This is a genomic window from Dactylosporangium sp. NPDC000555 (genome assembly GCF_040300025.1).
In the GTDB taxonomy this organism is placed as follows: Bacteria; Actinomycetota; Actinomycetes; order Mycobacteriales; family Micromonosporaceae; genus Dactylosporangium.
Genome location: NZ_JBEPDB010000079.1, coordinates 23,009 through 43,618 on the forward strand (window position 1 = coordinate 23,009; position 20,610 = coordinate 43,618).

Annotated in this window: 23 protein-coding genes and 1 pseudogene; 8 read left to right on the forward strand and 16 right to left on the reverse strand. The window is 71.8% G+C overall.

The annotated features are described in order from the left end of the window. Positions 1-8: 8 nt before the first annotated feature. Positions 9-1,895: a ricin-type beta-trefoil lectin domain protein gene (locus ABT297_RS33890; protein ID WP_350556553.1), complete on the reverse strand. Its 1,887-nt coding sequence runs from the start codon at positions 1,893-1,895 to the stop codon at positions 9-11. 173 nt (positions 1,896-2,068) lie between these two features. Here ABT297_RS33890 and ABT297_RS33895 point away from each other — a divergent pair, with 173 nt between their 5' ends. Then, positions 2,069-3,073, forward strand: a complete 1,005-nt coding sequence (locus ABT297_RS33895) for a LacI family DNA-binding transcriptional regulator (RefSeq protein ID WP_350556554.1) — start codon at positions 2,069-2,071, stop codon at positions 3,071-3,073. An 18-nt stretch (positions 3,074-3,091) separates the two neighbouring features. Then, positions 3,092-3,436, forward strand: a complete 345-nt coding sequence (locus tag ABT297_RS33900) for a YciI family protein (protein WP_350556555.1) — start codon at positions 3,092-3,094, stop codon at positions 3,434-3,436. 267 nt (positions 3,437-3,703) lie between these two features. Here the strand turns inward: ABT297_RS33900 and ABT297_RS33905 are convergent, their stop codons facing one another. From ABT297_RS33905 to ABT297_RS33940, 8 genes are all read right to left on the reverse strand, one after another. Further along, complete coding sequence (locus ABT297_RS33905) at positions 3,704-3,931, reverse strand: hypothetical protein (protein WP_350556556.1); 228 nt, start codon at positions 3,929-3,931, stop codon at positions 3,704-3,706. A 68-nt stretch (positions 3,932-3,999) separates the two neighbouring features. Beyond that, the gene (gene deoC, locus ABT297_RS33910; RefSeq protein ID WP_350556557.1) at positions 4,000-4,674 is read right to left on the reverse strand and encodes a deoxyribose-phosphate aldolase; all 675 of its coding nucleotides are present in this window, start codon (positions 4,672-4,674) and stop codon (positions 4,000-4,002) included. A gap of 14 nt (positions 4,675-4,688) precedes the next feature. Then, on the reverse strand, positions 4,689-5,402 hold the full coding sequence (locus ABT297_RS33915; protein ID WP_350556558.1) for a GntR family transcriptional regulator: 714 nt from the start codon (positions 5,400-5,402) through the stop codon (positions 4,689-4,691). A 70-nt stretch (positions 5,403-5,472) separates the two neighbouring features. Next, positions 5,473-6,807, reverse strand: coding sequence for a serine hydrolase domain-containing protein (locus ABT297_RS33920; protein WP_350556559.1), 1,335 nt, complete (start codon positions 6,805-6,807; stop codon positions 5,473-5,475). A 70-nt stretch (positions 6,808-6,877) separates the two neighbouring features. Further along, positions 6,878-7,123, reverse strand: a complete 246-nt coding sequence (locus ABT297_RS33925) for an NAD(P)-binding domain-containing protein (RefSeq protein ID WP_350556560.1) — start codon at positions 7,121-7,123, stop codon at positions 6,878-6,880. Between the two features lie 122 nt (positions 7,124-7,245). After that, a complete protein-coding gene (locus ABT297_RS33930) occupies positions 7,246-8,469 on the reverse strand; it encodes an FAD-dependent oxidoreductase (RefSeq protein ID WP_350556561.1) in 1,224 nt (407 codons plus the stop codon). A 63-nt stretch (positions 8,470-8,532) separates the two neighbouring features. Next, positions 8,533-9,141: a PadR family transcriptional regulator gene (locus ABT297_RS33935; protein ID WP_350556562.1), complete on the reverse strand. Its 609-nt coding sequence runs from the start codon at positions 9,139-9,141 to the stop codon at positions 8,533-8,535. Then, positions 9,138-9,992, reverse strand: a complete 855-nt coding sequence (locus tag ABT297_RS33940) for an oxidoreductase (RefSeq protein WP_350556563.1) — start codon at positions 9,990-9,992, stop codon at positions 9,138-9,140. The genes ABT297_RS33935 and ABT297_RS33940 overlap by 4 nt, the downstream gene beginning before the upstream one ends. Before the next feature lie 238 nt (positions 9,993-10,230). Between ABT297_RS33940 and ABT297_RS33945 the strand changes: the two genes are divergently transcribed. Beyond that, a complete protein-coding gene (locus ABT297_RS33945; RefSeq protein WP_350556564.1) occupies positions 10,231-10,797 on the forward strand; it encodes a hypothetical protein in 567 nt (188 codons plus the stop codon). Here the strand turns inward: ABT297_RS33945 and ABT297_RS33950 are convergent. The 3 genes from ABT297_RS33950 to ABT297_RS33960 form a co-directional block, all read right to left on the reverse strand. Then, positions 10,794-11,864, reverse strand: coding sequence for a hemolysin family protein (locus tag ABT297_RS33950; protein ID WP_350556565.1), 1,071 nt, complete (start codon positions 11,862-11,864; stop codon positions 10,794-10,796). The two genes, ABT297_RS33945 and ABT297_RS33950, sit on opposite strands and share 4 nt — an antisense overlap. After that, positions 11,861-13,183, reverse strand: coding sequence for a hemolysin family protein (locus ABT297_RS33955; protein ID WP_350556574.1), 1,323 nt, complete (start codon positions 13,181-13,183; stop codon positions 11,861-11,863). Before ABT297_RS33955 ends, ABT297_RS33950 begins: the two co-directional genes overlap by 4 nt. A gap of 238 nt (positions 13,184-13,421) precedes the next feature. After that, a complete protein-coding gene (locus ABT297_RS33960; RefSeq protein WP_350556566.1) occupies positions 13,422-13,613 on the reverse strand; it encodes a hypothetical protein in 192 nt (63 codons plus the stop codon). Between the two features lie 122 nt (positions 13,614-13,735). On the opposite strand from ABT297_RS33960, the gene ABT297_RS33965 reads away from it, so the two are divergent. Both ABT297_RS33965 and ABT297_RS33970 read left to right on the forward strand, forming a co-directional pair. After that, positions 13,736-14,164: a MarR family winged helix-turn-helix transcriptional regulator gene (locus tag ABT297_RS33965; RefSeq protein ID WP_502885692.1), complete on the forward strand. Its 429-nt coding sequence runs from the start codon at positions 13,736-13,738 to the stop codon at positions 14,162-14,164. Between the two features lie 55 nt (positions 14,165-14,219). Then, positions 14,220-14,582, forward strand: a complete 363-nt coding sequence (locus ABT297_RS33970) for a MarR family winged helix-turn-helix transcriptional regulator (protein ID WP_350556575.1) — start codon at positions 14,220-14,222, stop codon at positions 14,580-14,582. A 203-nt stretch (positions 14,583-14,785) separates the two neighbouring features. Here the strand turns inward: ABT297_RS33970 and ABT297_RS33975 are convergent, their stop codons facing one another. The 3 genes from ABT297_RS33975 to ABT297_RS33985 all read right to left on the reverse strand — a co-directional run bounded on the left by ABT297_RS33975 (position 14,786) and on the right by ABT297_RS33985 (position 17,580). Then, the gene (locus tag ABT297_RS33975) at positions 14,786-15,517 is read right to left on the reverse strand and encodes a glucose 1-dehydrogenase (protein ID WP_350556568.1); all 732 of its coding nucleotides are present in this window, start codon (positions 15,515-15,517) and stop codon (positions 14,786-14,788) included. 59 nt (positions 15,518-15,576) lie between these two features. Beyond that, positions 15,577-16,272, reverse strand: a complete 696-nt coding sequence (locus ABT297_RS33980) for an SDR family oxidoreductase (protein WP_350556569.1) — start codon at positions 16,270-16,272, stop codon at positions 15,577-15,579. A gap of 90 nt (positions 16,273-16,362) precedes the next feature. Continuing rightward, on the reverse strand, positions 16,363-17,580 hold the full coding sequence (locus ABT297_RS33985; RefSeq protein WP_350556570.1) for an MFS transporter: 1,218 nt from the start codon (positions 17,578-17,580) through the stop codon (positions 16,363-16,365). Between the two features lie 100 nt (positions 17,581-17,680). Between ABT297_RS33985 and ABT297_RS33990 the strand changes: the two genes are divergently transcribed. From ABT297_RS33990 to ABT297_RS34000, 3 genes are all read left to right on the forward strand, one after another. Further along, positions 17,681-18,223, forward strand: coding sequence for a TetR/AcrR family transcriptional regulator (locus ABT297_RS33990; RefSeq protein ID WP_350556571.1), 543 nt, complete (start codon positions 17,681-17,683; stop codon positions 18,221-18,223). Between the two features lie 10 nt (positions 18,224-18,233). Then, on the forward strand, positions 18,234-18,611 hold the full coding sequence (locus tag ABT297_RS33995; RefSeq protein WP_350556572.1) for a DUF427 domain-containing protein: 378 nt from the start codon (positions 18,234-18,236) through the stop codon (positions 18,609-18,611). Between the two features lie 249 nt (positions 18,612-18,860). Next, a complete protein-coding gene (locus ABT297_RS34000) occupies positions 18,861-20,108 on the forward strand; it encodes a L,D-transpeptidase family protein (RefSeq protein ID WP_350556573.1) in 1,248 nt (415 codons plus the stop codon). 14 nt (positions 20,109-20,122) lie between these two features. Here the strand turns inward: ABT297_RS34000 and ABT297_RS34005 are convergent. Continuing rightward, positions 20,123-20,610 (reverse strand): annotated as a pseudogene (locus ABT297_RS34005) (DNA recombination protein RecN); the annotation flags it as partial.

Sequence of the window (20,610 nt, forward strand, 5' to 3'; positions counted from 1 at the left end):
GGGCGTTTCTACGCGGGCAGTGTCCAGCGCTGGTTCGCACCCGCGAAACAGGTCCAGATCTGCAGTCGCGCGCCGTCGGCCGAGGAGTTGCCGGTCACGTCGAGGCACTTGCCGAGCGAGCGCAGCGTGCCGTCCGAGTTGGCCGTCCACTGCTGCGCCGTCGTGCCGTTGCAGTCGTACAGCTGGATCTTCGCGCCGTCGGCGGAGCTGGCCGCGGTCACGTCGAGGCACTTGCCCAGCGCCCGGATCGTGCCGTCGGTGCCGACGGTCCACTGCTGGGCGGTGCTGCCGTTGCAGGTGTACAGCTGGACGGCCGCGCCGTTGGCGGAGCTGGCGCCGGCCACGTCGACGCACTTGCCGCCCAGACCGGTGATCTGGCCGGTGCGCGAACCGCCGCCCCCGACGCCGCCCGTGACGCCGGACTTCCAGGTGAAGGTCGCCGAGGTCCTGGTGGGCAGGCTGTAGGTGAAGTGCTGACCGCTCCAGTTCACGGTGACCTGCTGGGTGCTGCCGGTGTTGTTGTAGGCGATCAGCGCGCGGGTGCCGTCGGTGTTGAGGTACGCGATGTTCGGCACGCTCGCGTTGGCGGTGGAGTCGACGCGCCAGGCGCCCGGCTTCACGAACTTCGTCAGGTGGCCCATCGTGTAGTACTCGATGGTGTAGTCGACCTGCCCGCTGCGCGAGTCTCCATTGTGGACCGTGATGAGGCCGGTGCAGGTGCCGCAGCCCCCATAGTGCGGGCCCCCGTTCTGGTCCACGGCGAGGCTCCACTTCGTGAAGCTCTTGCTCCAGTTGCGCCCGTAGTCGATCAGGTTGAGCATGTCCTCCTTCTGCTGGTTGGCGATCCAGGTACCGCCGGAGTGCTCGGTGCTGTAGGCGTCGACGCCCGGGTACTGGTTGTGCACCGACGTCTGCTTGGTGACGTTGCCGCCGTAGCCGTGCCAGGCGATGCCGCCGAAGAGCGAGTCGTTGCGGATGGCCGCGTCGTTGACCGACGGCGCGGCGTAGGAGTCGTACATGTCCCAGTTCCAGTCGTGCACGAGAACCTTGGTTGACAGTCCGGCGGCGTGGAACGCGGGCAGCAGGTTGCTGGCGACGAAGAAGTCGAGGCCGCTGCCGTTCCAGCTCATCGACGGGTATCCGGCGCAACACGTCGGCTCGTTCTGCGGGGTCACGAAGTCGACCTTCACGCCCTGCGCCTTGTACGCCTGGATGTACTTGACGAAGTACTGCGCGTAGGCGGCGTAGTACTGCGACTGCAGCCAGCCGCCGTTGAGGTTGCCGTTGTCCTTCATCCACGCCGGCGCCGTCCAGGGGCTGGCCATCGTGGTCAGCTGCGGGTTGAGCTGCTGCGCCTGCTTGGTCAGCGGCAGCACGTCGGCGAGGTCGTGGGCGATGCTGAAGTACGCCAGGCTCGGGTCCGTCTGGCCGGCCGGGCGGTCGTCGTAGCTGTACCCGTAGCGGGCCAGGTCCGAGGCGCCCATGGGGTTGCGCAGGAAGCTCAGGCCGATGCCGTTGTTCGGATCGAAGAGCTTCTGCATCACGGTGTTTCTGGTGCTCGCCGACAGCGCCCCGGAGCTGTTCATCAGCCAGGCGGCGGTGTCGGTGAACGAGGCGCCGCCACCGGTGAAGGTCTGGTAGCGGGTGGCGTCGTTGACGGTGATGTTCTGCCCGGCGCCGCCGGTGCCGGAGGTGAAGCCCATGGCGGCCTGCTGGGCCAGGCCCTGGGTGACGTTCCGGCCACCGGCGTCGCTGGTGGTGGTGAGCCAGACGTTGACGGTCTCGCCGGCGGCGAGGGCGTTCGGCGCGGCGACGAGTCCGACGACGCCGACGGTGACGGTGACGGCGGCGAACGCGGCGAGCCCGGTGCGCAGCCTGATACGGGGACGGTGCATGCGGCCTCCTAGGGCCAGGGGCGGGACATGGCGGGTGCGGACGCCGACAGCGATGTAACAAATGAAACGGCGGTGTAACATCGCAGAGCATCAGGAAACCGCCACAGGCATTGACTGTCAAGAGTCTTTAGAGAAACGTCTATGCCGCGGATCATGAAACGGGGGTGGTGACCATGGTCGGCTACCGGCGGGTCACGGTGCGTGCCATCGCCGCGGAAACCGGCCTGTCGATCGCCACGGTCTCGCGCGCGCTCAACGACCACCCCTCGGTCGCGCCGCCCACCCGCACGCTCGTCCGCGAGGCCGCCGAGCGCCTGCGGGCGCGGATCGGCCTGAGTGACCGGCCCAGGGGCGGCGCGGTGTTCGTGCGCTGCCCGTACGTGCTGACCGACTACTTCGGCCTGATCGTCACCTCGATCGCCGAGACGCTCACGCTGCACGGCCGCCAGCTCGTGCTCACCGCCGGCGAGGCCGCCCAGCGCACCCCGCTGCTCGCCGACCTCGACGGCCGCGACGGACTGACCGGCGTCATCGTGATCCTGCCCCCGGAGCCCGGCGACGACCTGGTCGAACTGCAGCGCCGCGGCTTCCCGTTCGTGGTCGTCGATCCGCGCACCACGCTGCCGCGCGACATCGTCTCGGTCTCCGCCGCGCACTTCGCCGGCGCCCGGCGCCTCACCGCCCACCTGGTGGAGCTGGGCCACCGCCGCATCGGCGTGATCGGCGGCCCGACCGAGTGGCTGGCCAGCGACGCCCGCCTGGCCGGCCACAACGCCGCCCTCGCCGACGTGGGTGTGCTCCCCTCCGGTGAGCTGCTGCGCAGCATCGAGCCGGCCACCGAGCGCGGCCACCGCGCCGCCGGCGAACTGCTCGACCTGCCGGATCGCCCGACGGCCCTGGTCTGCTTCAACGACAAGGCCGCCGTGGGCGCCCTGCGCGCCGCCGCCGAGCGCGGCCTGCGCGTCCCGGACGACCTCTCCATCACCGGCTTCGACGACCTGGACCTGGCCCGGGCGACGGGCCTGACCACGGTGCGCCAGCCGTTGCAGGAGATGGGCCGGATGGCGGTCTCGCTGCTGATCCGCCTGCTGGAGCGGCACGAGCTCGACGCGCTGCACGTCGAGCTCGCCACCGAGCTGGTGATCCGCTCCTCGGCGGCCCCTCCGCCGCCGGCCTGACGGTGCGATCCTTGGTCCATGGCGCGACCCCGCATCTGGTACGTCCTGCAGCACCGCCCCGGCCCCGCCGCCGACCCCGCCGTCCGGATCACCGACCAGCCCGGCTTTCAAGAACACCTGGCGTTCCTGCGCCGGCGCGCGCAGGACGGCACCCTGGTCGCCGCCGGCCCGCTCGAGGACAGCGAGACCGGCGAGGGCGAGGGCATCGCGGTGCTCGCCACCCAGACCCCCGAGGAGGCCCGCCGCCTGGCCGAACAGGACGACGAGGCGGTCCGCTCGGGCCTGCTCTCGGTGACGGTCCGAACATGGACCGTCGTCATGGCGCCCGTGCTGCCGCCTACCGGGCCCGATACCGCCGGATGACCCGGGTGACCCCGGATCCGCCGGAATATCGCCTCCGAATGTGACGACACGGCCACCAATCGCGGGGTTTTGCTTCCGTCATTCGGTTTTACGGAAGCTGGGAGGCCTCATGTCTCGACCCGTCTGGAAAGTCCTGTTCACGGCCACGGGCTGCGCGGCGCTGCTCATTGCCGGTCCAGGCGTGCTATCCGCCTGGTCGTCCGCGCCGCCGGCACACGCCCCGGCGCAGATGCTGACCGCATCGGACGACGGCGACTTCTGGCACCATCACTCGCCGACACCGACCAAGACGCACTCGAAGAGCCCGTCGCCGTCGAAGTCCCCGTCCAAGTCGCCGTCGAAGTCCCCGTCGGAGTCGCCGTCCCACTCGGTGACGCCCACGCACACGGCGACGCCGACCCCGTCAAGGTCGTCCCTGCCGGTCACCGGTGGCGCGACGGGCGGGACGATCGGCGGGCTGGCACTGGCCGGGGTCAGCGCGATCGGTCTCGGCATCGCGATGCACCGGACCGCACGCCGCCGGACGCAGTGACCGCCCGCCGGGAGCCGCCGCGGGCCTGACCTCACGCGGAGTGCCGGGCGGCCAGCTCGTCGAGCATCGCCGCGGTCGTGGTGGCGCCGAACCTCGTGGCGCCGGCGTCCACCATGGACAGCAGCACGTCCAGCGTCCGCACGCCGCCGGCCGCCTTGACGCCGACGTGCGCCGAGACCGCGGCCCGCATCAGGCGTACGTCGTGCAGCGTGGCGCCGGTCGGGGCGAACCCCGTCGACGTCTTGACGTATCGCGCGCCCGCCTCCTCGGCGAGCTCGCACCCGCGGCGCTTCTCGGCGTCGGTCAGGTAGGCATTCTCCAGAATCACCTTGACCGCCGCGCCGGAGGCCGCGACCACGACGGCGGCGACGTCCGCGCGCACGTCGTCGTCGCGGCCCTCGCGCAGGCGGCCGATGTTGAGCACCATGTCGATCTCGGCGGCGCCGTCGGCCAGGGCCGCCGCGGTCTCCGCGACCTTGATCCGGGTCGCGTGGGCGCCGTGCGGAAAGCCGGCCACCGTGCCGACCAGGACGCCGGTACCGGCGAGTCGTTCGGCGGCGAACGGCACGTCGGACGGCTTCACGCACACCGACGCGACGTCGTAGCGGGCGGCGAGGTCACAGCCCGCGGCGACCTCGGCGAGGGTCAGCTCCGGTCGCAGGAGCGAATGGTCGATCATCTTCGCGACCTGTCGTACGGACGGCATGCGGGGTCCTTTCGTCAGGAGTCCACCGAGAACGCGACCTGCAGGCCGTACCGGGCGCCGGCATACCGGGATTCGGTCAGCTCCAGCGGGTGGTCGTCCCGATCGAGAATGAGGCGCCGCTCCACCAGCAGCGCCGAGCCGGGCGGCAGGTCCAGCAGCCGGCAGTCGTCCTCGGTCGCCGGATGCGCGTCGAGCGAGGCGTAACCGTGCGCCGGGGCGCGGCCGAGCCTGACCAGCGTCTCGTGCAGCGAGTCGCGGGCGAGGTCGGCGTCGAGCAGCCCGCGCAGGTCGCCCGGGAACACGGCGAGCTCGATCGCCACCGGCACGTCGTCGGCCAGCCGCAGGCGGGACACCGCGACGACGTCGGCGCCCGGCCCCAGCGCCAGCCGCGCCGCCTCGTCGGGGCTCGCCGGGCGCACCTCGGCGCCGAGCAGGCGTGCGGAGGGCCGCCGGCCGCGGCGGCGCATCTCCGCGCTGAACCGCACGAGCATGTCGGCGCGGCGCTGGGTGAGCGGCGGCGCGACGAACGTGCCCCGGCCCACCCGGCGGTACACCAGCCGGTCGGCGGCAAGCCGCTGCAGCGCCGCGCGGGCGGTCATCCGGCTGACGCCGAACTCGTCGCACAGCTCGGCCTCGGACGGCACCGGGTCGTGCGGCCGGGCCGCCGCGACGCGCACGCGCAGCGCCTGTTCGATCTGGTGGTACTTCGGCGCGAACTCCACGCTCATGGCGCAAATGTATAGCCAACTAGCCAGCTATACAACTGTGATCACATCGCGGCCGGCCCGGTCGGCCGAGTCAGCCCGCGAGGGCGTCGGCGGCGGCCTTGCGGGCGGCGTTGTTGCCGCCCCGGGCCGCGTCGGGGTGCACGCGGTTGGTCAGCAGCACCAGCACCACCCCGCGGCGCGGCTCCATCACGATCGACGTGCCGGTGAAGCCGGTGTGGCCGAAGGCGCCGTGGCCGGCCAGACGCCCCATGTACCACGCCTGGTCGACGTCGACGCCCAGCCCGTGCGCCGCCGCTGGGCCGAGGCGGGTATTGGTGTTGGCGCGCATCCGCTGCACCGTGGCCGGGCGCAGCAGCGGGCCGCCGCCCGACAGCAGTGCCCGGCCGAACAGGCCCAGGTCGGCGGCCGTGGCGAACAGGCCGGCGTGCCCGGCCACGCCGCCGAACGCCGCCGCGGCCGGATCGTGGACGGTGCCGCGCAGCGCGCCCTCGGTGGCGGCGATGCGGGGCAGCAGCCGCGGCGGCGGGAGGTATCCGGTGTCGGCCATGCCCAGCGGCGCGGCGATCTCGGTGCGGACGAGGGTGTCGAGGCGCTCGCCGGTCAGCTCGGTGACGATCGCGCCGAGGGCGATGAAGTTCTGGTCGGCGTAGATGAACGCGGAGCCTGGCTCGGCGACCGGCGGCTCGCGCAGCACGTGTTCCAGCCGGTCGGCCGGGGAGCCGCCGGCCAGCGGGGTGTCCTTGGACAGGCCGGACGTGTGAGCGAACAGCATCCGCACCGTGATCCCGGGCTTGTCCACAAAGGACGGCAGGTACCGCGATACCGGCGCGTCGAGGTCGAGCCGGCCGCGCTCGACGAGGCGCAGGGCGAGCACCGCGGTGAACACCTTGGTCAGCGACGCCAGGTCGTAGATGGTGTCCGGGCGGGCCGGCACGCGCTCGGCCACCGGCAGTTCCGTCTTGTCCGCGGCATAGCGGACCGCGTCGCCGACGGCGAAGTGCGCGGCGACCCGCCCGTCGACCGCGGCGAAGACGACCGCGCCCGGATACATCGGGTACGCCGGATGGTCGGGCGTCGGCCGCAGGTAGCGGTCGACCGCGGCACGCAGCCCGGCCTCGTAGCGGGTGACCGGCGGCGTGGCCCACGGCTCCGGCAGCGACACCGGGATCGACCAGGCCGGCGATACGGCCGGCGGCGCCGTCGCGGCCGGGACCGGCGACCGGCGGGTCGGTCCGCCGCAACCGGCCAGCGCCACGGCGGCGGCCCCGCCCAAGGCCAGCAGCCGGCGGCGGGCGATCGGCCGGGAGGCGATAAAACCCGAAATTTCCGATACGTCCGGCGCGATCATGCGCTCGGCGGCCGCAGTGCGGATGCCAACGGCCCAATCGGCGGCCGCTCTCATCATCTTTCTTCCCACCCGTGGACGGCCAGGAGACCGCCGTTGACCTGTATTTTTCCTACGGGTCGTCGGGCTATCACGACGGTGCGCGGACGGCCTCGTAGATCGCCGCCATGTCGGCCTCGGCGAAGCCGCGTGCGACCGCCTCGTCCAGCCCCCGGACCGCGTCGGCGGGCGTGTCCGCCACGACCGCGCCGTCGGCGGCGAGCGGTTCGGCGCCGGCCCGGGTGCGGTTCCACACCCGCACCTGCTGACCCGCCTTGATCCAGTTCCGGGCCACCGCCGCGCCCATGATCCCGGCGCCCAGCACAGCCAGTGTCATGCGGCGATCGTCGCACGCTGCGGTGCCCGCGAACGCACCGGGCGGCGGGCGCCGAGGCCGCTCGATGCCGTCTCCGGCAGGTCCGGCGCCAGCGACGAGACGCCGGCTGCCCGGCAGGCCGGCTACGCGCCGGCCCGGGCCGGCGCGGTGACCGGGGCGGCCCAGTCGATCGGGTAGTCGAACTGCCAGGCCCACTTCCCGGGGTTGGCGAGCAGCCGCATCGCGACCGGCATGAGCAGGTCGCGCAGCACGCGGGCGGCCGGGCCGGCGGCCTTGTCGCTGTTCGTGCGCGCGGCCATCCGGATGATCCGCTCCACGCGGTCGCGGCGCAGGCCCTCGTACGCGGCGAAGGCCTCCGGTACGGGCAGGTCCCGCAGGCAGCGGGCGAGCTGCACGGCGCTCTCGACGGCCAGCGAGGCGCCCTGCCCGGAGCTGGGCGAGGTGGCGTGCGCGGCGTCGCCGACGAGGACCACGCGGCCACGATGCCAGGTGGGAACCGACGGGATGTCCTCGAGGCCGCCGGTGATGACGAGGTCCTCGGGTGCGGTGCGGCGGATCAGCTCCACGGCCGGGGAGCGGTCGTCGCGGAACACCTCCGCCAGCCGTCGCAGCCACTCGGCGGCGCCGATCCGGCGGACCTCGGCGGCGCTCATCGGCACCGGATGGGGCAGGTTGGCGAACCAGCCGCTCTCGCCGGGGCCGACCTGGAAGCCGAAGAAGGCCCGCTTGCCGAACACCATGTGCATCTTGTCGCCGGTCGGGACCAGGCCGTCACCGCTCGTGCGCGCGCCGAAGCCGAGCAGGCCGGCGTAGCGGGGCTCAGGGGCACCGGGGTCGATCAGGCGCCGTACCGTCGAACGGATCCCGTCGGCGCCGATGAGCACGTCACCGGCGGCGCTCGTGCCGTCGGAGAAGTGCGCAACCACCCGGCCGTCGCCGCCGGCAGTGGAGTCGGCCAGCGTGACCAGGCGCTTGCCGTGCTCGATGCGGATGCCACGGCGGCCGGCCTCGTCGTGCAGGGCGCGGTACAGGTCCGAGCGCCACACCAGCAGCTGCTCCGGCAGGCCCGGCGGCGCGCCGAACTCGGCCAGGCGCTTGCCCTTCCAGCTCTGCATCACCATCGCGCGCATCGGGTGCCCGATCGCCGCAACGGCGGCCTCGGCGCCGATCGCGGCGAGCGCCGTCCGGCCGTTCGGGGCGATGCTCAGCGCACCGCCCACGCCGTCCGCCGACCCGTCGTACGCCTCGTAGACCGTCGCCTCGATCCCGGCCCGCCGCAGCGCCATCGCGGCCACCGGGCCGCCGATCCCGCCGCCGACGATGATCGCGTTGCCAATCCTGGACATGACCAGACCCCGCTCCCTCGAATAGTTGGTATCAACTATCTGGGAACGACTAGTCAGAGTCAACTATTCAGATTCGAAAACCGCGCCGTGGGCCGCCGCCCACATCGGGCCCCAGCCCTCCACGGGGTCGGAGATCTTGGCGATGAACTCCTCGACGAAGGCGCGCTCGGCGTCGAGGAGCCGCACGCGGTACGACTCCTCGACCAGGAAGAGCGGATGCACCCCTTCGGCCTCGGCCTTCTCGATGACGGCCATCGCCTCGGCGCGCTGCGCGTCGAGGCCGGTCAGCCGCTCGCGCAGCAGCGAGTCGACCTCGGCCGGCGTCAGCGCGGAGACCATCGACAGCGCGGAGACGAACGCCGGATACTCGTGCTGCGGCTCCCCGACCAGCTCGCGCAGCCAGTCGCGCAGCTCCGCGCGACCGGCGCCGGTGATCGCGTAGACGGTGCGCTCGGGCCGCGCGCCCTCGCGGCTGACCTCCTGCTCGGCGATGAAACCGGCCTTGGCCAGCTGCTGCACGACCATGTACAGCGAGCCGTGGTTGAACCTGATGCTGCGCGCGTCACCGTAGCTCCGCAGCGTCTTGGACAGCTCGTACGGGTGCATCGGCTCGCGGCTGAGGTACGCCAGCACCGACAGCGCCAGCAGGTTGCCGACCTTGCGCCGCTTCACGCCGCACCGGGCAGGCCGAGCGCGACGCGCGCCTCCTCGTCGAGCACGAGGCGACCGGCCGCGACGTTCTCCTCGAGGTGCCCCAGCGAGGCCGTGCCGGGGATGAGCAGCGTGTTGGGCGCCACGGCCAGGATCCACGCGAGCGCCACCTGCGCCGGGGTCGCCCCCAGGCGCTGCGCGACCGCCGTGACCCACGGGTGGCCGAGCACTCGTTCGCGGCCGAACGCGGCGCCCAGCGGGAAGAAGGGCACGAAGGCGATGCCCCGTTCGAGGCACAGGTCCAGTACCGGCCGGGACTGCTGGTCCACGATGTTGAACGGGTTCTGCACGCACACGATCTCGGTGCGGCCGAGGGCCTGCCGCAGCTGTTCGGTGTCGGCGTTGCTCAGCCCGATGCCGCCGATCAGGCCCTCGTCGCGCATGGCGATCATGGTGTCGAGCTGCGCATCCAGCGCCTTGGGTGCCGACTTCGAGTGCAGGCGCAGGTTGACGGCGTGCAGCCGGTCGACGCCGAGGGCGCGCAGGTTGTCCAGCACGCCGGCGCGCAGCTCCTCGGGCTTCTGCGCGGGCAGCCAGGCACCCTTGCCGTCGCGCCGCGCGCCGACCTTGCTGACGAACACGAGCTGGCTGGGGTACGGGTACAGCGCGCTGCGCAGGATCTCGTTGGCGACGTCGGGCCCGTAATACTGAGCCGTATCGATATGGTCGACACCCAGCTCGACCGCGCGGCGCACCACCGCGAGAGCCTCGGCGCGGTCGCGGGGCGGGCCGAAGGCGCCGCGGCCGGGCAGCTGCATGGCGCCGAACCCGACGCGGTGGACATTGCGCTTGCCCAGCGGGAAGGTGTTCACGGCCCTACCCTACGGCGGCACGCAGTGTCACACGACGAGGTTGAGGCGCCGGTCGGCCGCGCCGATGCTCACCCGCTGCCTCCACGACACAGCGCCGCCTCGCGCGGCCCGGGTAGTCCGGGCGCGCCGGCGCGCTGCTCCGCGTCACCCCACCCGCCGACACCGCGTAGGTCCGGATCGAGGGCCATCGGCAAGGGCGAGTGACGGTGCCGGCGGTGTCCCGCTACGGTCTACGGGCATGAGCTCACCGCAGGAGACCGAAGTCGGTCAGTCCGTTGCGACGCCGGCTCCGGAGCCCACGCCGGCTTGGATCGGCAGCCGGGTCGTGACGCTCGTCGGTGCGCTCGCCGCCTTACTGGCCCTGGCGTTGCCGTGGGCCCGGGAAGACAACACCGTCACGGTGGCCACCGATTTCGGCGGGACCGCCACCCTGCTGCAGCGCGGGGGCGACGTGTGGACCGGGTGGACGCTGCACGGCGCCGGCCGGCTCGACGGGCACCGGCCGGTCACCGTGGCGTTCGCGATGCTGCTGATCACCGCCACGGTGGTGCTGGCGGGCGCGGCCTGGGCGGCGTTCGAGCGGCCGCGGTCGGTCTGGATCGCGCCGACGATGGCGGTGGTGGCGATCTTGACGCTGATCATCAGCGTGCCGGGGCTCGGCGGGGTGGCCGGGCGCTTCGGGTCCGGGCAGGTCACGACCGTCGAGTTCGGGGTGGTGGTGTGGCGGACGGCGCTGGCCGTCGTTGCCGTGGGCGCCGCACGACTGGCGCTGCTGCAAGAGACGAGCCGGCGAAGGGCCCGTTAGTGGGGTTGGCGAGCCGGTGCGTTGCGGTACGCGGCGACGATCGGATCGGTTTCGTCGTCGAACTGGCCGATGACCTGTTCCAGGAGGTCTTCGAGGGCGACCAGGCCGATCGGGCCGTCGTGTTCGGTGACGATGGCGACCTGGGCGCGGTGTTCGCGCATGGAGCGGATCGCCGACAGCGCGCTGCACTGCGCGGGCAGGGTGTACGGGGTGGTCATCAGGTAACCGGCGGTGGCGTCGACGTGGCCGGTGGTGGCTTTGAGCGCGTCGCGGGCGTGCACGACGCCGACGATGTGACCGTTGTCGGTGACGGGGAGCCGGGAGCGGCCGTGCCGCAGGCATAGTTGTTCGACGTCGCGGGCGGTGGCGCCGGCGTGAACGGTGACGACCTGTTCGATGGGGACCATGACCGTGGCGACGGTGGTGTGCTGCAGGGTGAGCATCGCGGTGAGCAGCTGCTCGTCGGAGGCGGGCAGGGTGCCGTGCCGACGCGAGGTCTGCAGCAGGATCAGGAGCTCTTCGGGACCGTGAGCCTGGGCCAGTTCCTCCTGCGGGGTGATCTTGAATAGTCGCAGGGTGGCATTGGCCATGGCGTTCAGCGCGGCGAGGGCAGGACGGGCGAGCCGGGCGAACGCCCGGAACGGCACGGCGAGCAACACCGCCGAACGTTCCGGTTGGGTGATGGCCCACGATTTGGGTGCCATCTCACCCACGACCATGTGCAGGAACACCACCACCGCCAGGGCCAGGATGAACGCGGCGACGTAACTGGCCTGGGACGGCAGCCCGGTGGCGCGCAGCAGCGGTTCGAGCAGGTCGGCCACGGCGGGTTTGGCCAGGGCGCCCAGCCCGAGTGAGCACAATGTGATGCCGAGCTGGGATCCGGCGAGCATGAGCGACAGTTCCCGGTTGCCCGCCAGGGCCGCGCGTGCGGCGGGGGAACCGCCGGCGGCGAGGGCCTCCAGCCGATGACGTTTGGAGGCGACCAGGGCGAACTCGGCGGCGACGAAGAAGGCGTTGAGGGCCAGCAGCGCCAGTGAGGCGACCAGGGCGGTGGTGGGACTCATGACCGCTGCCGCATGGCGACGTGGACGGTGGCGGCGACGTGCCGTTGCACGGTCACGGCGGTCAGCCAGATCGGCTGTGCGAGCAGGTCGGGTCCGGGTTGGGTGGCCAGGTCGACGTGGTCGCCCTCGGTCAGTACCCGGCCGAGGCGGTACAGCATGAGGCCGGAGATCGTGTCGTAGCGCGGATTCGTGGGCAGCCGGATGCCGGTGGCGTCGGCGATCTGGTCCAGCCGCCACCGGCCCGGCACGAGCCAGGATCCGTCAGGTTGGCGTTCGGCGCCGGGTTCGGGCAGGTCGTCCTCGTCGCGGATCTGACCCACGAGCTCCTCGGCGATGTCTTCGAGGCTGATGACGCCGGCGAACCCGCCGTACTCGTCGGTGACGATGGCCAGTTGCCGTCGCTCGACGCGCAGCCGCTCCAGCACCTGGGCGACCTTCGCGGAGGCCGGCACCACGACCGGGGGTGCGGCCAGCTCGCGTACCGGGGTGTGGTCGCGCTGGTCGGGGTCGAGGGTCAGCACGTCGGTGACCGAGACGATGCCGGTGACGTCGTCGACGCCGGCGCCGATGACGGGGAAGCGGGAATGGCCGCTGGACAGCAGTCGCACGAGCCGGCTGGCGGGTTCGTCGGCGTGCATGGTGATCACGTCGACGCGGGGCACCATCACCACGCCTGCGCTGAGGTTGCGGAAGTCCAGGCCGGAGTCGAGCAGCCGCGCGGTGTCGACGTCGAGCTCGCCGCGGTCACGCGCGTCGGCGACGATGCGTTCGAGGTCTTCACGAGTGGCGCCTTGGGGCAGCTCCTCCACCGGTTCGATGCCGGCGCGGCGCAACAGCCGCGTCGCCGCGGCGTCGAAAATTCTGATCAGCGGCCCGGCGACGGCCAGGTACATCAGTGTCGAGCCCGACAGCCACCTGGCCAGCGTGTCCGGCTTGGTGATGGCGAGGTTCTTCGGTGCGAGCTCGCCGAGGACCATCTGCACCACCGTGGCGACCAGCAACGCCGCCACCACGGATATCGACAGGCTCACCGTGCGCGGGACGCCGGCCGACCCGAGCAGCGCGGCCAGCCCTTCGCCCAGGTACGGCTCGGCGACATAACCGGCCAGCAGGGCTGTGACGGTGATGCCGAGCTGCGCCCCCGACAGCATGAACGACAGCCGCTCGGTCACCTTCAACGCTCGCGCCGCCGCGGGGTCACCACCCTCGGCCGCCTGCCGCAGTGCGCCGCGATCCACCGCTACGTAGGCGAACTCCTGCGCGACGAAGTACGCCGTCGCCGCGGTCAACGCCATGATCAGCGCCAGCCCGATCAGCATGAGCGTCACCGGCGTTCACCGGCTCCAGTGCCGTCGGCCGCGGCTACGCGACCATGACGGCGCCGGTCTATGTCGGTCGGGATCACCCACGAAAGAACACTATCACGTGTAACTGTACGGTTACCGTCCCACTACGGACCTCAGGCGCCGGCGGGGTTCTCCATCATCACGGAGCGAACGTGCTGCTCCTTGTGCACTTTTACTCCGTGATCACGGAGAAGCGATTGGGCCGCCCGCATCACGGCTCGCGAGCGCGGCGCCGCTCCTCGGCCGCGCGCTTCTGGTTCTCCCGCAGCCGCTTGTACTGCTCGCGCGCCTCCGGGCTCCAACCCTGGATCGCGCCCTCGACGGTGGCCGGACCGAAGATCCGGAACAGGAAGTGCCCGACACGGTCCTTCTTCGGCTGCGAACGACGCCTGAACGCGAACATGACGATTCCTTCGAGTGCAAATCATTGGTGTGCTAACTATTGGTGTACCGCTAGTATGGCAGCGACCAACACCTTCGGGAAGGGCGGGGCACGTGGCCGAGGACGCGGCAGCCGCGGTACGGATTCCTGATCCGCTGGCCCTGGAGCATCAGGTCTGCTTCGCGCTCGCGGTGGCATCACGAAACGTCATCGCGCTCTACCGTCCGTTACTGGAGCCGATGGGGCTGACCCATCCGCAGTACCTCGTGATGCTGGCGCTGTGGCAGCACGCACCGCTGTCGGTCAAGGACCTCAGCCGCCTGCTCCAGCTCGACCCGGGCACCCTGTCACCGCTGCTCAAACGGCTGGAGTCGGCCGGACTCATCCACCGGCGGCGGGCGCCGCACGACGAACGCGTCCTGGAAGTCACGCTCACGGAGCCCGGACGGGCGCTGCGCGCGGACGCGGAGCGCATCCCGCCGGCCGTGGTGGAGCGCCTCGGCATGCCGCTGGAGGAGTTGCTGCAGTTGCACGCAGCCCTGACGAGGGTCATCGAGATCACGACAACCTAGTCGAAAGCCCTTACGCCGCCTCAGTACCGCGGGATTCGTACAGCTCCGGCTGGGTCTGAACCGCACCGACCTGCGCTGCCTCGAGCTGCTGTTCGGCCCGGAGGCGACGCCCCTGTCACCGGGCGAGCTGGCGGCCGCGGCGGGCATGACGACCGGCGGCGTGACCACGGCGATCGACCGGCTGGAGCGCTCCGGTTACGTGACACGGGAGCGCGACTCGGCCGACCGCCGGCGGGTCACCGTGCGCCCCACCGCACTCGCGGAGCGTGCCGTGATCGAGATGTACGGCCCAGTCGTCAGCGAGGGCAACGCGTACCTGCGGCGATTCGACGACGCGATGCTCGCGGGGATGATCGAGGTGCTCGAGTTCGCCACCCGGCAGCACCTCGACCACGCCGCGCGCCTGGCGGAATCCTGACGTCCGGGCATCGCCGCCGCGATATTGACAGCTGCTGGGCGCGGTCGGGCGGTACTGTGCGCAGCCGTGAACGAGGTCGCGCAAGGGACCGTGGCGCCCGGGTTCGAGAGCGTCGCCGAGACGTTTCGCGGGCTGGTCGGGTCCGGGGCGGAGAGCGGTGCCTCTGAGGCCGCGATCGTGGTGCTGACGGGGTGCGCCCGCCGTCAGAGGCCGCCGGCGACGCGGAGGGTGGCGCCGGTCGCATACGAGGCGGCGGGGCTGAGCAGCCAGGCGATGGCCTCCGCGATCTCGTCCGGCGTGCCCAGCCGCCCGACGGGAATACGGGACACGACGTTGGCGGCGCGGTCCGGGTCACCGGTCTGCTCGTGGATCTCGGTGTCGACGAAGCCGGGCGCGACGCCGTTGACCCGGATGCCGTCGGCCGCGAGCTCCTTGGCCAGCCCGAGGGTGAGCGCGTCGACGGCGGCCTTGCTGGCGGCGTAGTGGATGTAGTTGCCGGGGCTGCCGAGGGTGGCGGCGCTCGAGGACACGTTGACGATCGCGCCGCCACTGGTCATCACCCGCGCCGCCTGCCGCGCGCACAGGAACGCCCCGATGACGTTGACCTCCATGACCCGGCGCAGCTCGCCGGCCCGCACGTCGGCCAGGCGCCCCAGGGTGGAGGCGATGCCGGCGTTGTTGACCAGCCCGGTGACCGGGCCGAGGCGCTCGGCCGCCGCGTCGAACAGCGCGACGACGTCGTCCTCCACCGCGGTGTCGGCCCGCACCGCGATCGCGCGGCCGCCCAGCGCCGCGACGGCGTCGACGACGCCATGCGCCGCCCCGGCCGCGCTGCGATACCCGACGACGACCCGGTGCCCGTCACGCGCGAGCCGCAGGCACGTCGCCGCGCCGATCCCCCGGCTGCCGCCGGTCACGATGGTCACCTGCTCCATGGCTCGAATCTACCGGTCGGGGGGCGGCCGGGGGCGTGCCGGCGCCGGGCGGGTTCCCCTTACACCAGCTGCGGGTAGAGCGCCTCCGGTGCGGCGGACAGGCCGCGCTTGACATTGCGGCTGACCTCGTCGGCGAGCACCTCGAACGCGTCCGCCTCGACCCCGTCGAAGGCGAGCCGGGCGACCTCGGTGGCGGACACCTTCACGCCCTCGATGCCCGCGGTCATGTCGGTGTCGATGTACCCGACGTGCAGGCCGGTCACCCCGGTCCCCTGCGGCGCCAGCTCCAGCCGGAACCCGTTCGTCGCCTGCCAGGCGGCGGCCTTGGACGCGCTGTACGACGTGCCCTGGCTGATCCACGACAGCACCGAGTGCACGTTGAGCAGGTGCCCGCCGCCGTTGGCCGCGAGGATCGGGGCGAAGGCGCGGGTGACGTGGATCGTGCCGTAGAAGTTCGTCTCGAACTCGCTGCGGATGTCGGCGATGGCTCCGTTGAGCATGCTCGCGCGCATGCTGATGCCGGCGTTGTTCACCACCAGGGTCACGTCCTGCGCCTCGCCGGCCGCGTGCAGTACCGAATCCGGATCCGTGACGTCGAGGGCGAGTGGTGTGGCGCCGGGCGTGCTCACGGACCGCGGGTCGCGGGCGGCGGCGTAGACCTTGCGGGCGCCGCGGGCCAGCGCCTCCTCCACGAACGCCCGTCCGAGTCCCCGGTTGCCGCCCGTGACCAGGACGACGGCGTTTTCGAGCTGCATCTGAACCTCCTGAGATTGCACGGACCCACTTCCCCGATCCGGCCGGGACATGCCGCCCCGCGAGCGCATCCTGCCCGTGAGGGATGCGGGTTACCGGGCCAGGCGCAGCTGGGCGGCGAGCGCGACGAGCGCGGCCACGATGATCGCGCCGCCGTACCACAGCACGGTGTTGAGCAGACCCAGCGGCGCGACGAGCTGGCCGGCGAGCATGGCCGGCACGCCGAAGGACAGGTAGGCGACCAGGAACACCGCGGCGAACAGGCCCGCCCGCTGGTGGGCCTCGGCGAGCGGGCCGACCGTGCGCAGGGCGCCGGAGAAGGTGGAGCCGAAGCCGGCCCCGCCCACCAGGCCGCCCACCCACAGCAGTGGCAGGGTGACCGTGCCGATGCCGGCGAGCACGATCGCGGCGCCGGCCAGGACTGCGACGGTGCCGAACCGGACGACGGGGCGCGCGGGATACCGGCTGAGCAGGTAGGCGGCGGTCGCGGCGGCGGCCGGCGGCAGGAACGCGGTCACGCCGTTGAGCAGACCGCTGTCGTGATGGAACACGTCGCGCAGGATGCTCGGCGACAGGCCCATGAACAACCCGGCCAGCATCCAGGAGGCCAGGTGCGCCGGGGCGGCGGCCAGGAAGTCCGGGCGGGCCGGCCGCGGTACCGACACCTGGGGCCGCAGCGCGGCGACGGCGCCCGGGCGGCGGCTGACCGTCTCGGCCGACAGCGCCGCGGTCAGGGTGCCCAGCGCCATGATGACGGCGAGGCTGGTGAAGACGATGAGGTTCGCCTCGTGCGTGAACTGCACGGCGGCGCCGGTGAGCAGGGCGCCGAGGCCGAGGCCGCCGGCGGGGGCGACGGCGCCGAGCGTGCCGCCGAGCCGCTTGTGCCCCGGCGGCGCGAGCTCGACCAGGGCGGCGGTGAACGCGCTGCTCGCGGCGCCGGTGGCGACGCCCTGCACGATCCGGGCGGCGATCACCCAGCCGATGCCGGGCGCGACCACGAACATGAGCATCGCGGCCAGCTCGACGGCGAGCGCGCCGATGAGCACCGGGCGGCGCCCGACGTGGTCGGACAGGGAGCCGACGACGAGCAGCGAGGCGAGCAGGCCGAAGGCGTAGGCGGCGAACGCCACCGTCAGCACCCAGGGCGCGAAGCCCCACTCATGCTGGAAGAGGACCAGCAGGGGCGTGGGCGCGCCGGCCGCGAGATACAGGGACGCGAAGGCCAGCGCGGCGCCGGCGAACGCCACGCCCGGCGGAAGGGTCCGGCGCCGGCCGGTGACGAGCGGGCGATCGAGTGTTGCGGTGGACATCGCGCGACTCCTAAAGCAAAGATTCTTGCGTTAGGCTGAACGTACGCCATATCCCGGGCGTTAAAGCAATGATATTTGCTTTAGTTAGGAGGGTCACATCATGTCTGCCCCTGTGCGCCGCACCGGCGGGCGCAGCGCCGCCGTGCTGTCCGCGATCCGGTACGCCGTGGAGGATCTCGTCCGCGAGCGCGGGGCGGAGAAGGTCACGATCCCGATGGTCGCCGAGCGCGCGGGCGTCAACCCGACGAGCATCTACCGCCGCTGGGGCGACGCGCCGGCGATGCTCAACGACATCGCGACGTACCGCCTCGACCCGGACCGGTCGCTGCCGCGGACCGGCGACCTGCGCGCCGACCTGGCCGCGTGGGCCGGCGAGATCGTCGAGCACTACCGCAAGCCGCTCAACGCCGCGATCCTGCGCGGCGGCACCCCGACGGCCGGCGAGCGGGAGACCGACTGCCTGCGCAACCGCCGCACCGAGGCGTTGCAGATCGTCGAGCGGGCCGGGGCCGCGCACCCGCTCACCGCCGACGAGGTGATCGACCAGCTCATCGCGCCGATCGTCTACCGGGCCATCTTCCTGCCGTGGACCCTCGACGAAGACCTGGCGGCCCGCCTGGTCGACCGGCTGCTGCCCGCATAGCGTTGGCGACATGAGTCGCCCACAGCTGATCCCAGGCCCCGACCACCCGATCACCGTCGAACCCGCGAGCGTGCGAGTCGTGGTGCGCGCCGGCGAGCACGTCGTCGCCGACACCACGGACGCGCTCGCGCTGCAGGAGTCGACCTATCCGGTCGTGTATTACGTCCCGCCGGCCGACGTCGACCAGAGTCTGCTGCGACGCACCGAGCACGGCACGTACTGCCCGTACAAGGGCGACGCGTCCTACTACTCCGTCGTCACGCCGGACGCGACGATCGAGAACGCGGTGTGGAGCTACGAGGAACCGTACCCGGCCGTGGCGCCGATCGAGAAGCGAGTCGCCTTCTACACCGACCGCCTCGAGGTCACGGTCGTCTCCGCCTCCTGAACCGTCCACTGTCCGGTTCTCGATAGATCCGGCGACTTCTCGCCGGATTTATCGCCTATGTCACCACTTCTCGTCTCCATCTCCTTCGGTCGATGTCAACCTGGGCCGCCTCCGGCCACGTCTACGGTTCGGGCCCGTCAAGCCGGGAGTGCGGATTCGCTCGTCCGGACAATGCGGGCAATACCGGCCAAGGGGTTTTGCGCAGCGGCCCCGGGTGGGTACCGTTCGCGAACGGGGGAGGACACAAACATGTTGAGTCGTCGCAAGATCCTGACCGCAGGCGCCGGAGTCGCCGCGGCCGCCGCGCTCGCCGCGTGTGACAACGACACCAAGGGCAAGGCCTCGTGGGCGTCGAACGGGTCGTCGCCGGGTGCCGGCGGCGACGGGACCGACGGGGGTGGCGGTGGCGGCACGCCGGCCAAGGTCACCGTCACGCCGGCCGCCGACAGCAAGGAGGTGCCGCCCACCAGCCAGGTCACGGTCGCGATCGAGAACGGCACCCTCAACACGGTCACCGTGGCGGCCAACGGCAAGAACCTCGACGGCAAGCTCGCCGACGACAAGCACAACTGGACCTCGACGGGGACGCTGACGTATGGGCAGACATACACGGTGACCGTCGCCGGCGTCGATGCGGCCGGCAAGGACGTCAACGAGACCAGCAGCTTCACCACGCTCAAGCCCAGCGCGGTCGCCTCGATCACGTTCCAGGCCAACCCGATGCTCGCGCTGAAGAACGGCGCCACCTACGGCGTCGGCCAGCCCGTCATCGTGTTCTTCAACAAGACCGTCAGGGACCGGGCCGCCGCCGAGAAGGGGATGAAGGTGACCTCCTCGCCCGGCGTCGAGGGCAAGTGGCACTGGGTCAGCGACCAGAGCGCGCACTGGCGCCCGGAGAAGTACTGGGCGAAGGGCACCACCGTCAAGGTCGCCGTCAACCTTCTCGGGGTCGACCTGGGCAACGGGGTGTACGGCGGGGGCAACTTCTCCGCCAACTTCTCGATCGGCCCGTCCCGCATCGCCATCGCCGACTCCAGCACGCACCAGATGGAGTGCTACATCGACGGCCAGATGGTGAAGAAGATCCCGGTCAGCCTGGGCAAGGGCGGGACCACGACCGGCTCCAAGGGCGAGACGATCGACTTCTTCACCCGCTCCGGCGTGCACGTGCTGATGACCAAGGAGCCCCTCGTCACGATGAGCTCCGCCAGCTACGGCATCACCGACAAGAGCAACCCGAACTACTACGAGGAGAAGATCCGGCTGGCGTGCCGGATCTCGCTGTCGGGCGAATACGTGCACCTGGCCGACTGGAACATCCCCTCCCACGGCAAGGCCAACACCTCCCACGGCTGCGTCAACGTGGGCCCGGCCAATGCGCAGTGGTTCTACGACACGTTCGACACCGGCGACATCGTCGAGGTCCGCAACACGCCCAAGCAGATGCTCCTCACCGACGGCCTCGGCGACTGGAACGTGCCCTGGGCCCAGTGGTGATCCGGGCCTGAGCCTCAGACGTCGTCGTCGATGAGGCCGTAGGGGGGCTGGTCGGCGCGGCGTGAGTAGCGCACGATCACGTCGTCGGCGGCGGTCGGGGGCGGGGCGTTGTCGGCGACGACGACCTGCGCGCCGACGCCGCGGCCGGCCAGCCAGGCCTCGATGTGCCGGTAGACGCGCTCGATCGTCTGGCCGTCCTCGAGGTCGCCGAGCGCGCCGAGGTTCTTCTGCGGGCTGTCCAGCAGCAGAAACCCGGGGTGCGACGAGCGGGTCTCCCAAGCGGTCTCGAACATCGCCAGCTGCCAGGCGAGGGCGATGAGGGTGCGGCCGCCGGAGGACGCGACGGTGTAGGGCTCGCCCCGCACGTACGGCGTGAGGTCCTCGGCCAGGTAGGCGTCGGCGAGCTTCGGATACCGGAACTCGCGCAGGATCTCGCGGTAGCGCTCGCCGACGCGGCGCACCACGGCGGCGCGGTCGGCACGGCGGGACTGCGGGCCGGCCG

What these genes read in the sequence shown, in the direction of transcription:
- ABT297_RS33890 (WP_350556553.1), bottom strand. Translation starts at nt 1,895, where the DNA reads ATGCACCGTCCCCGTATCAGGCTGCGCACCGGGCTCGCCGCGTTCGCC.
- ABT297_RS33895 (WP_350556554.1), top strand. Translation starts at nt 2,069, where the DNA reads ATGGTCGGCTACCGGCGGGTCACGGTGCGTGCCATCGCCGCGGAAACC.
- ABT297_RS33900 (WP_350556555.1), top strand. Translation starts at nt 3,092, where the DNA reads ATGGCGCGACCCCGCATCTGGTACGTCCTGCAGCACCGCCCCGGCCCC.
- ABT297_RS33905 (WP_350556556.1), bottom strand. Translation starts at nt 3,931, where the DNA reads ATGCCGAGACCGATCGCGCTGACCCCGGCCAGTGCCAGCCCGCCGATC.
- deoC (WP_350556557.1), bottom strand. Translation starts at nt 4,674, where the DNA reads ATGCCGTCCGTACGACAGGTCGCGAAGATGATCGACCATTCGCTCCTG.
- ABT297_RS33915 (WP_350556558.1), bottom strand. Translation starts at nt 5,402, where the DNA reads ATGAGCGTGGAGTTCGCGCCGAAGTACCACCAGATCGAACAGGCGCTG.
- ABT297_RS33920 (WP_350556559.1), bottom strand. Translation starts at nt 6,807, where the DNA reads ATGATGAGAGCGGCCGCCGATTGGGCCGTTGGCATCCGCACTGCGGCC.
- ABT297_RS33925 (WP_350556560.1), bottom strand. Translation starts at nt 7,123, where the DNA reads ATGACACTGGCTGTGCTGGGCGCCGGGATCATGGGCGCGGCGGTGGCC.
- ABT297_RS33930 (WP_350556561.1), bottom strand. Translation starts at nt 8,469, where the DNA reads ATGTCCAGGATTGGCAACGCGATCATCGTCGGCGGCGGGATCGGCGGC.
- ABT297_RS33945 (WP_350556564.1), top strand. Translation starts at nt 10,231, where the DNA reads ATGAGCTCACCGCAGGAGACCGAAGTCGGTCAGTCCGTTGCGACGCCG.
- ABT297_RS33950 (WP_350556565.1), bottom strand. Translation starts at nt 11,864, where the DNA reads ATGAGTCCCACCACCGCCCTGGTCGCCTCACTGGCGCTGCTGGCCCTC.
- ABT297_RS33955 (WP_350556574.1), bottom strand. Translation starts at nt 13,183, where the DNA reads ATGCTGATCGGGCTGGCGCTGATCATGGCGTTGACCGCGGCGACGGCG.
- ABT297_RS33960 (WP_350556566.1), bottom strand. Translation starts at nt 13,613, where the DNA reads ATGTTCGCGTTCAGGCGTCGTTCGCAGCCGAAGAAGGACCGTGTCGGG.
- ABT297_RS33975 (WP_350556568.1), bottom strand. Translation starts at nt 15,517, where the DNA reads ATGGAGCAGGTGACCATCGTGACCGGCGGCAGCCGGGGGATCGGCGCG.
- ABT297_RS33980 (WP_350556569.1), bottom strand. Translation starts at nt 16,272, where the DNA reads ATGCAGCTCGAAAACGCCGTCGTCCTGGTCACGGGCGGCAACCGGGGA.
- ABT297_RS33985 (WP_350556570.1), bottom strand. Translation starts at nt 17,580, where the DNA reads ATGTCCACCGCAACACTCGATCGCCCGCTCGTCACCGGCCGGCGCCGG.
- ABT297_RS33990 (WP_350556571.1), top strand. Translation starts at nt 17,681, where the DNA reads ATGTCTGCCCCTGTGCGCCGCACCGGCGGGCGCAGCGCCGCCGTGCTG.
- ABT297_RS33995 (WP_350556572.1), top strand. Translation starts at nt 18,234, where the DNA reads ATGAGTCGCCCACAGCTGATCCCAGGCCCCGACCACCCGATCACCGTC.
- ABT297_RS34000 (WP_350556573.1), top strand. Translation starts at nt 18,861, where the DNA reads ATGTTGAGTCGTCGCAAGATCCTGACCGCAGGCGCCGGAGTCGCCGCG.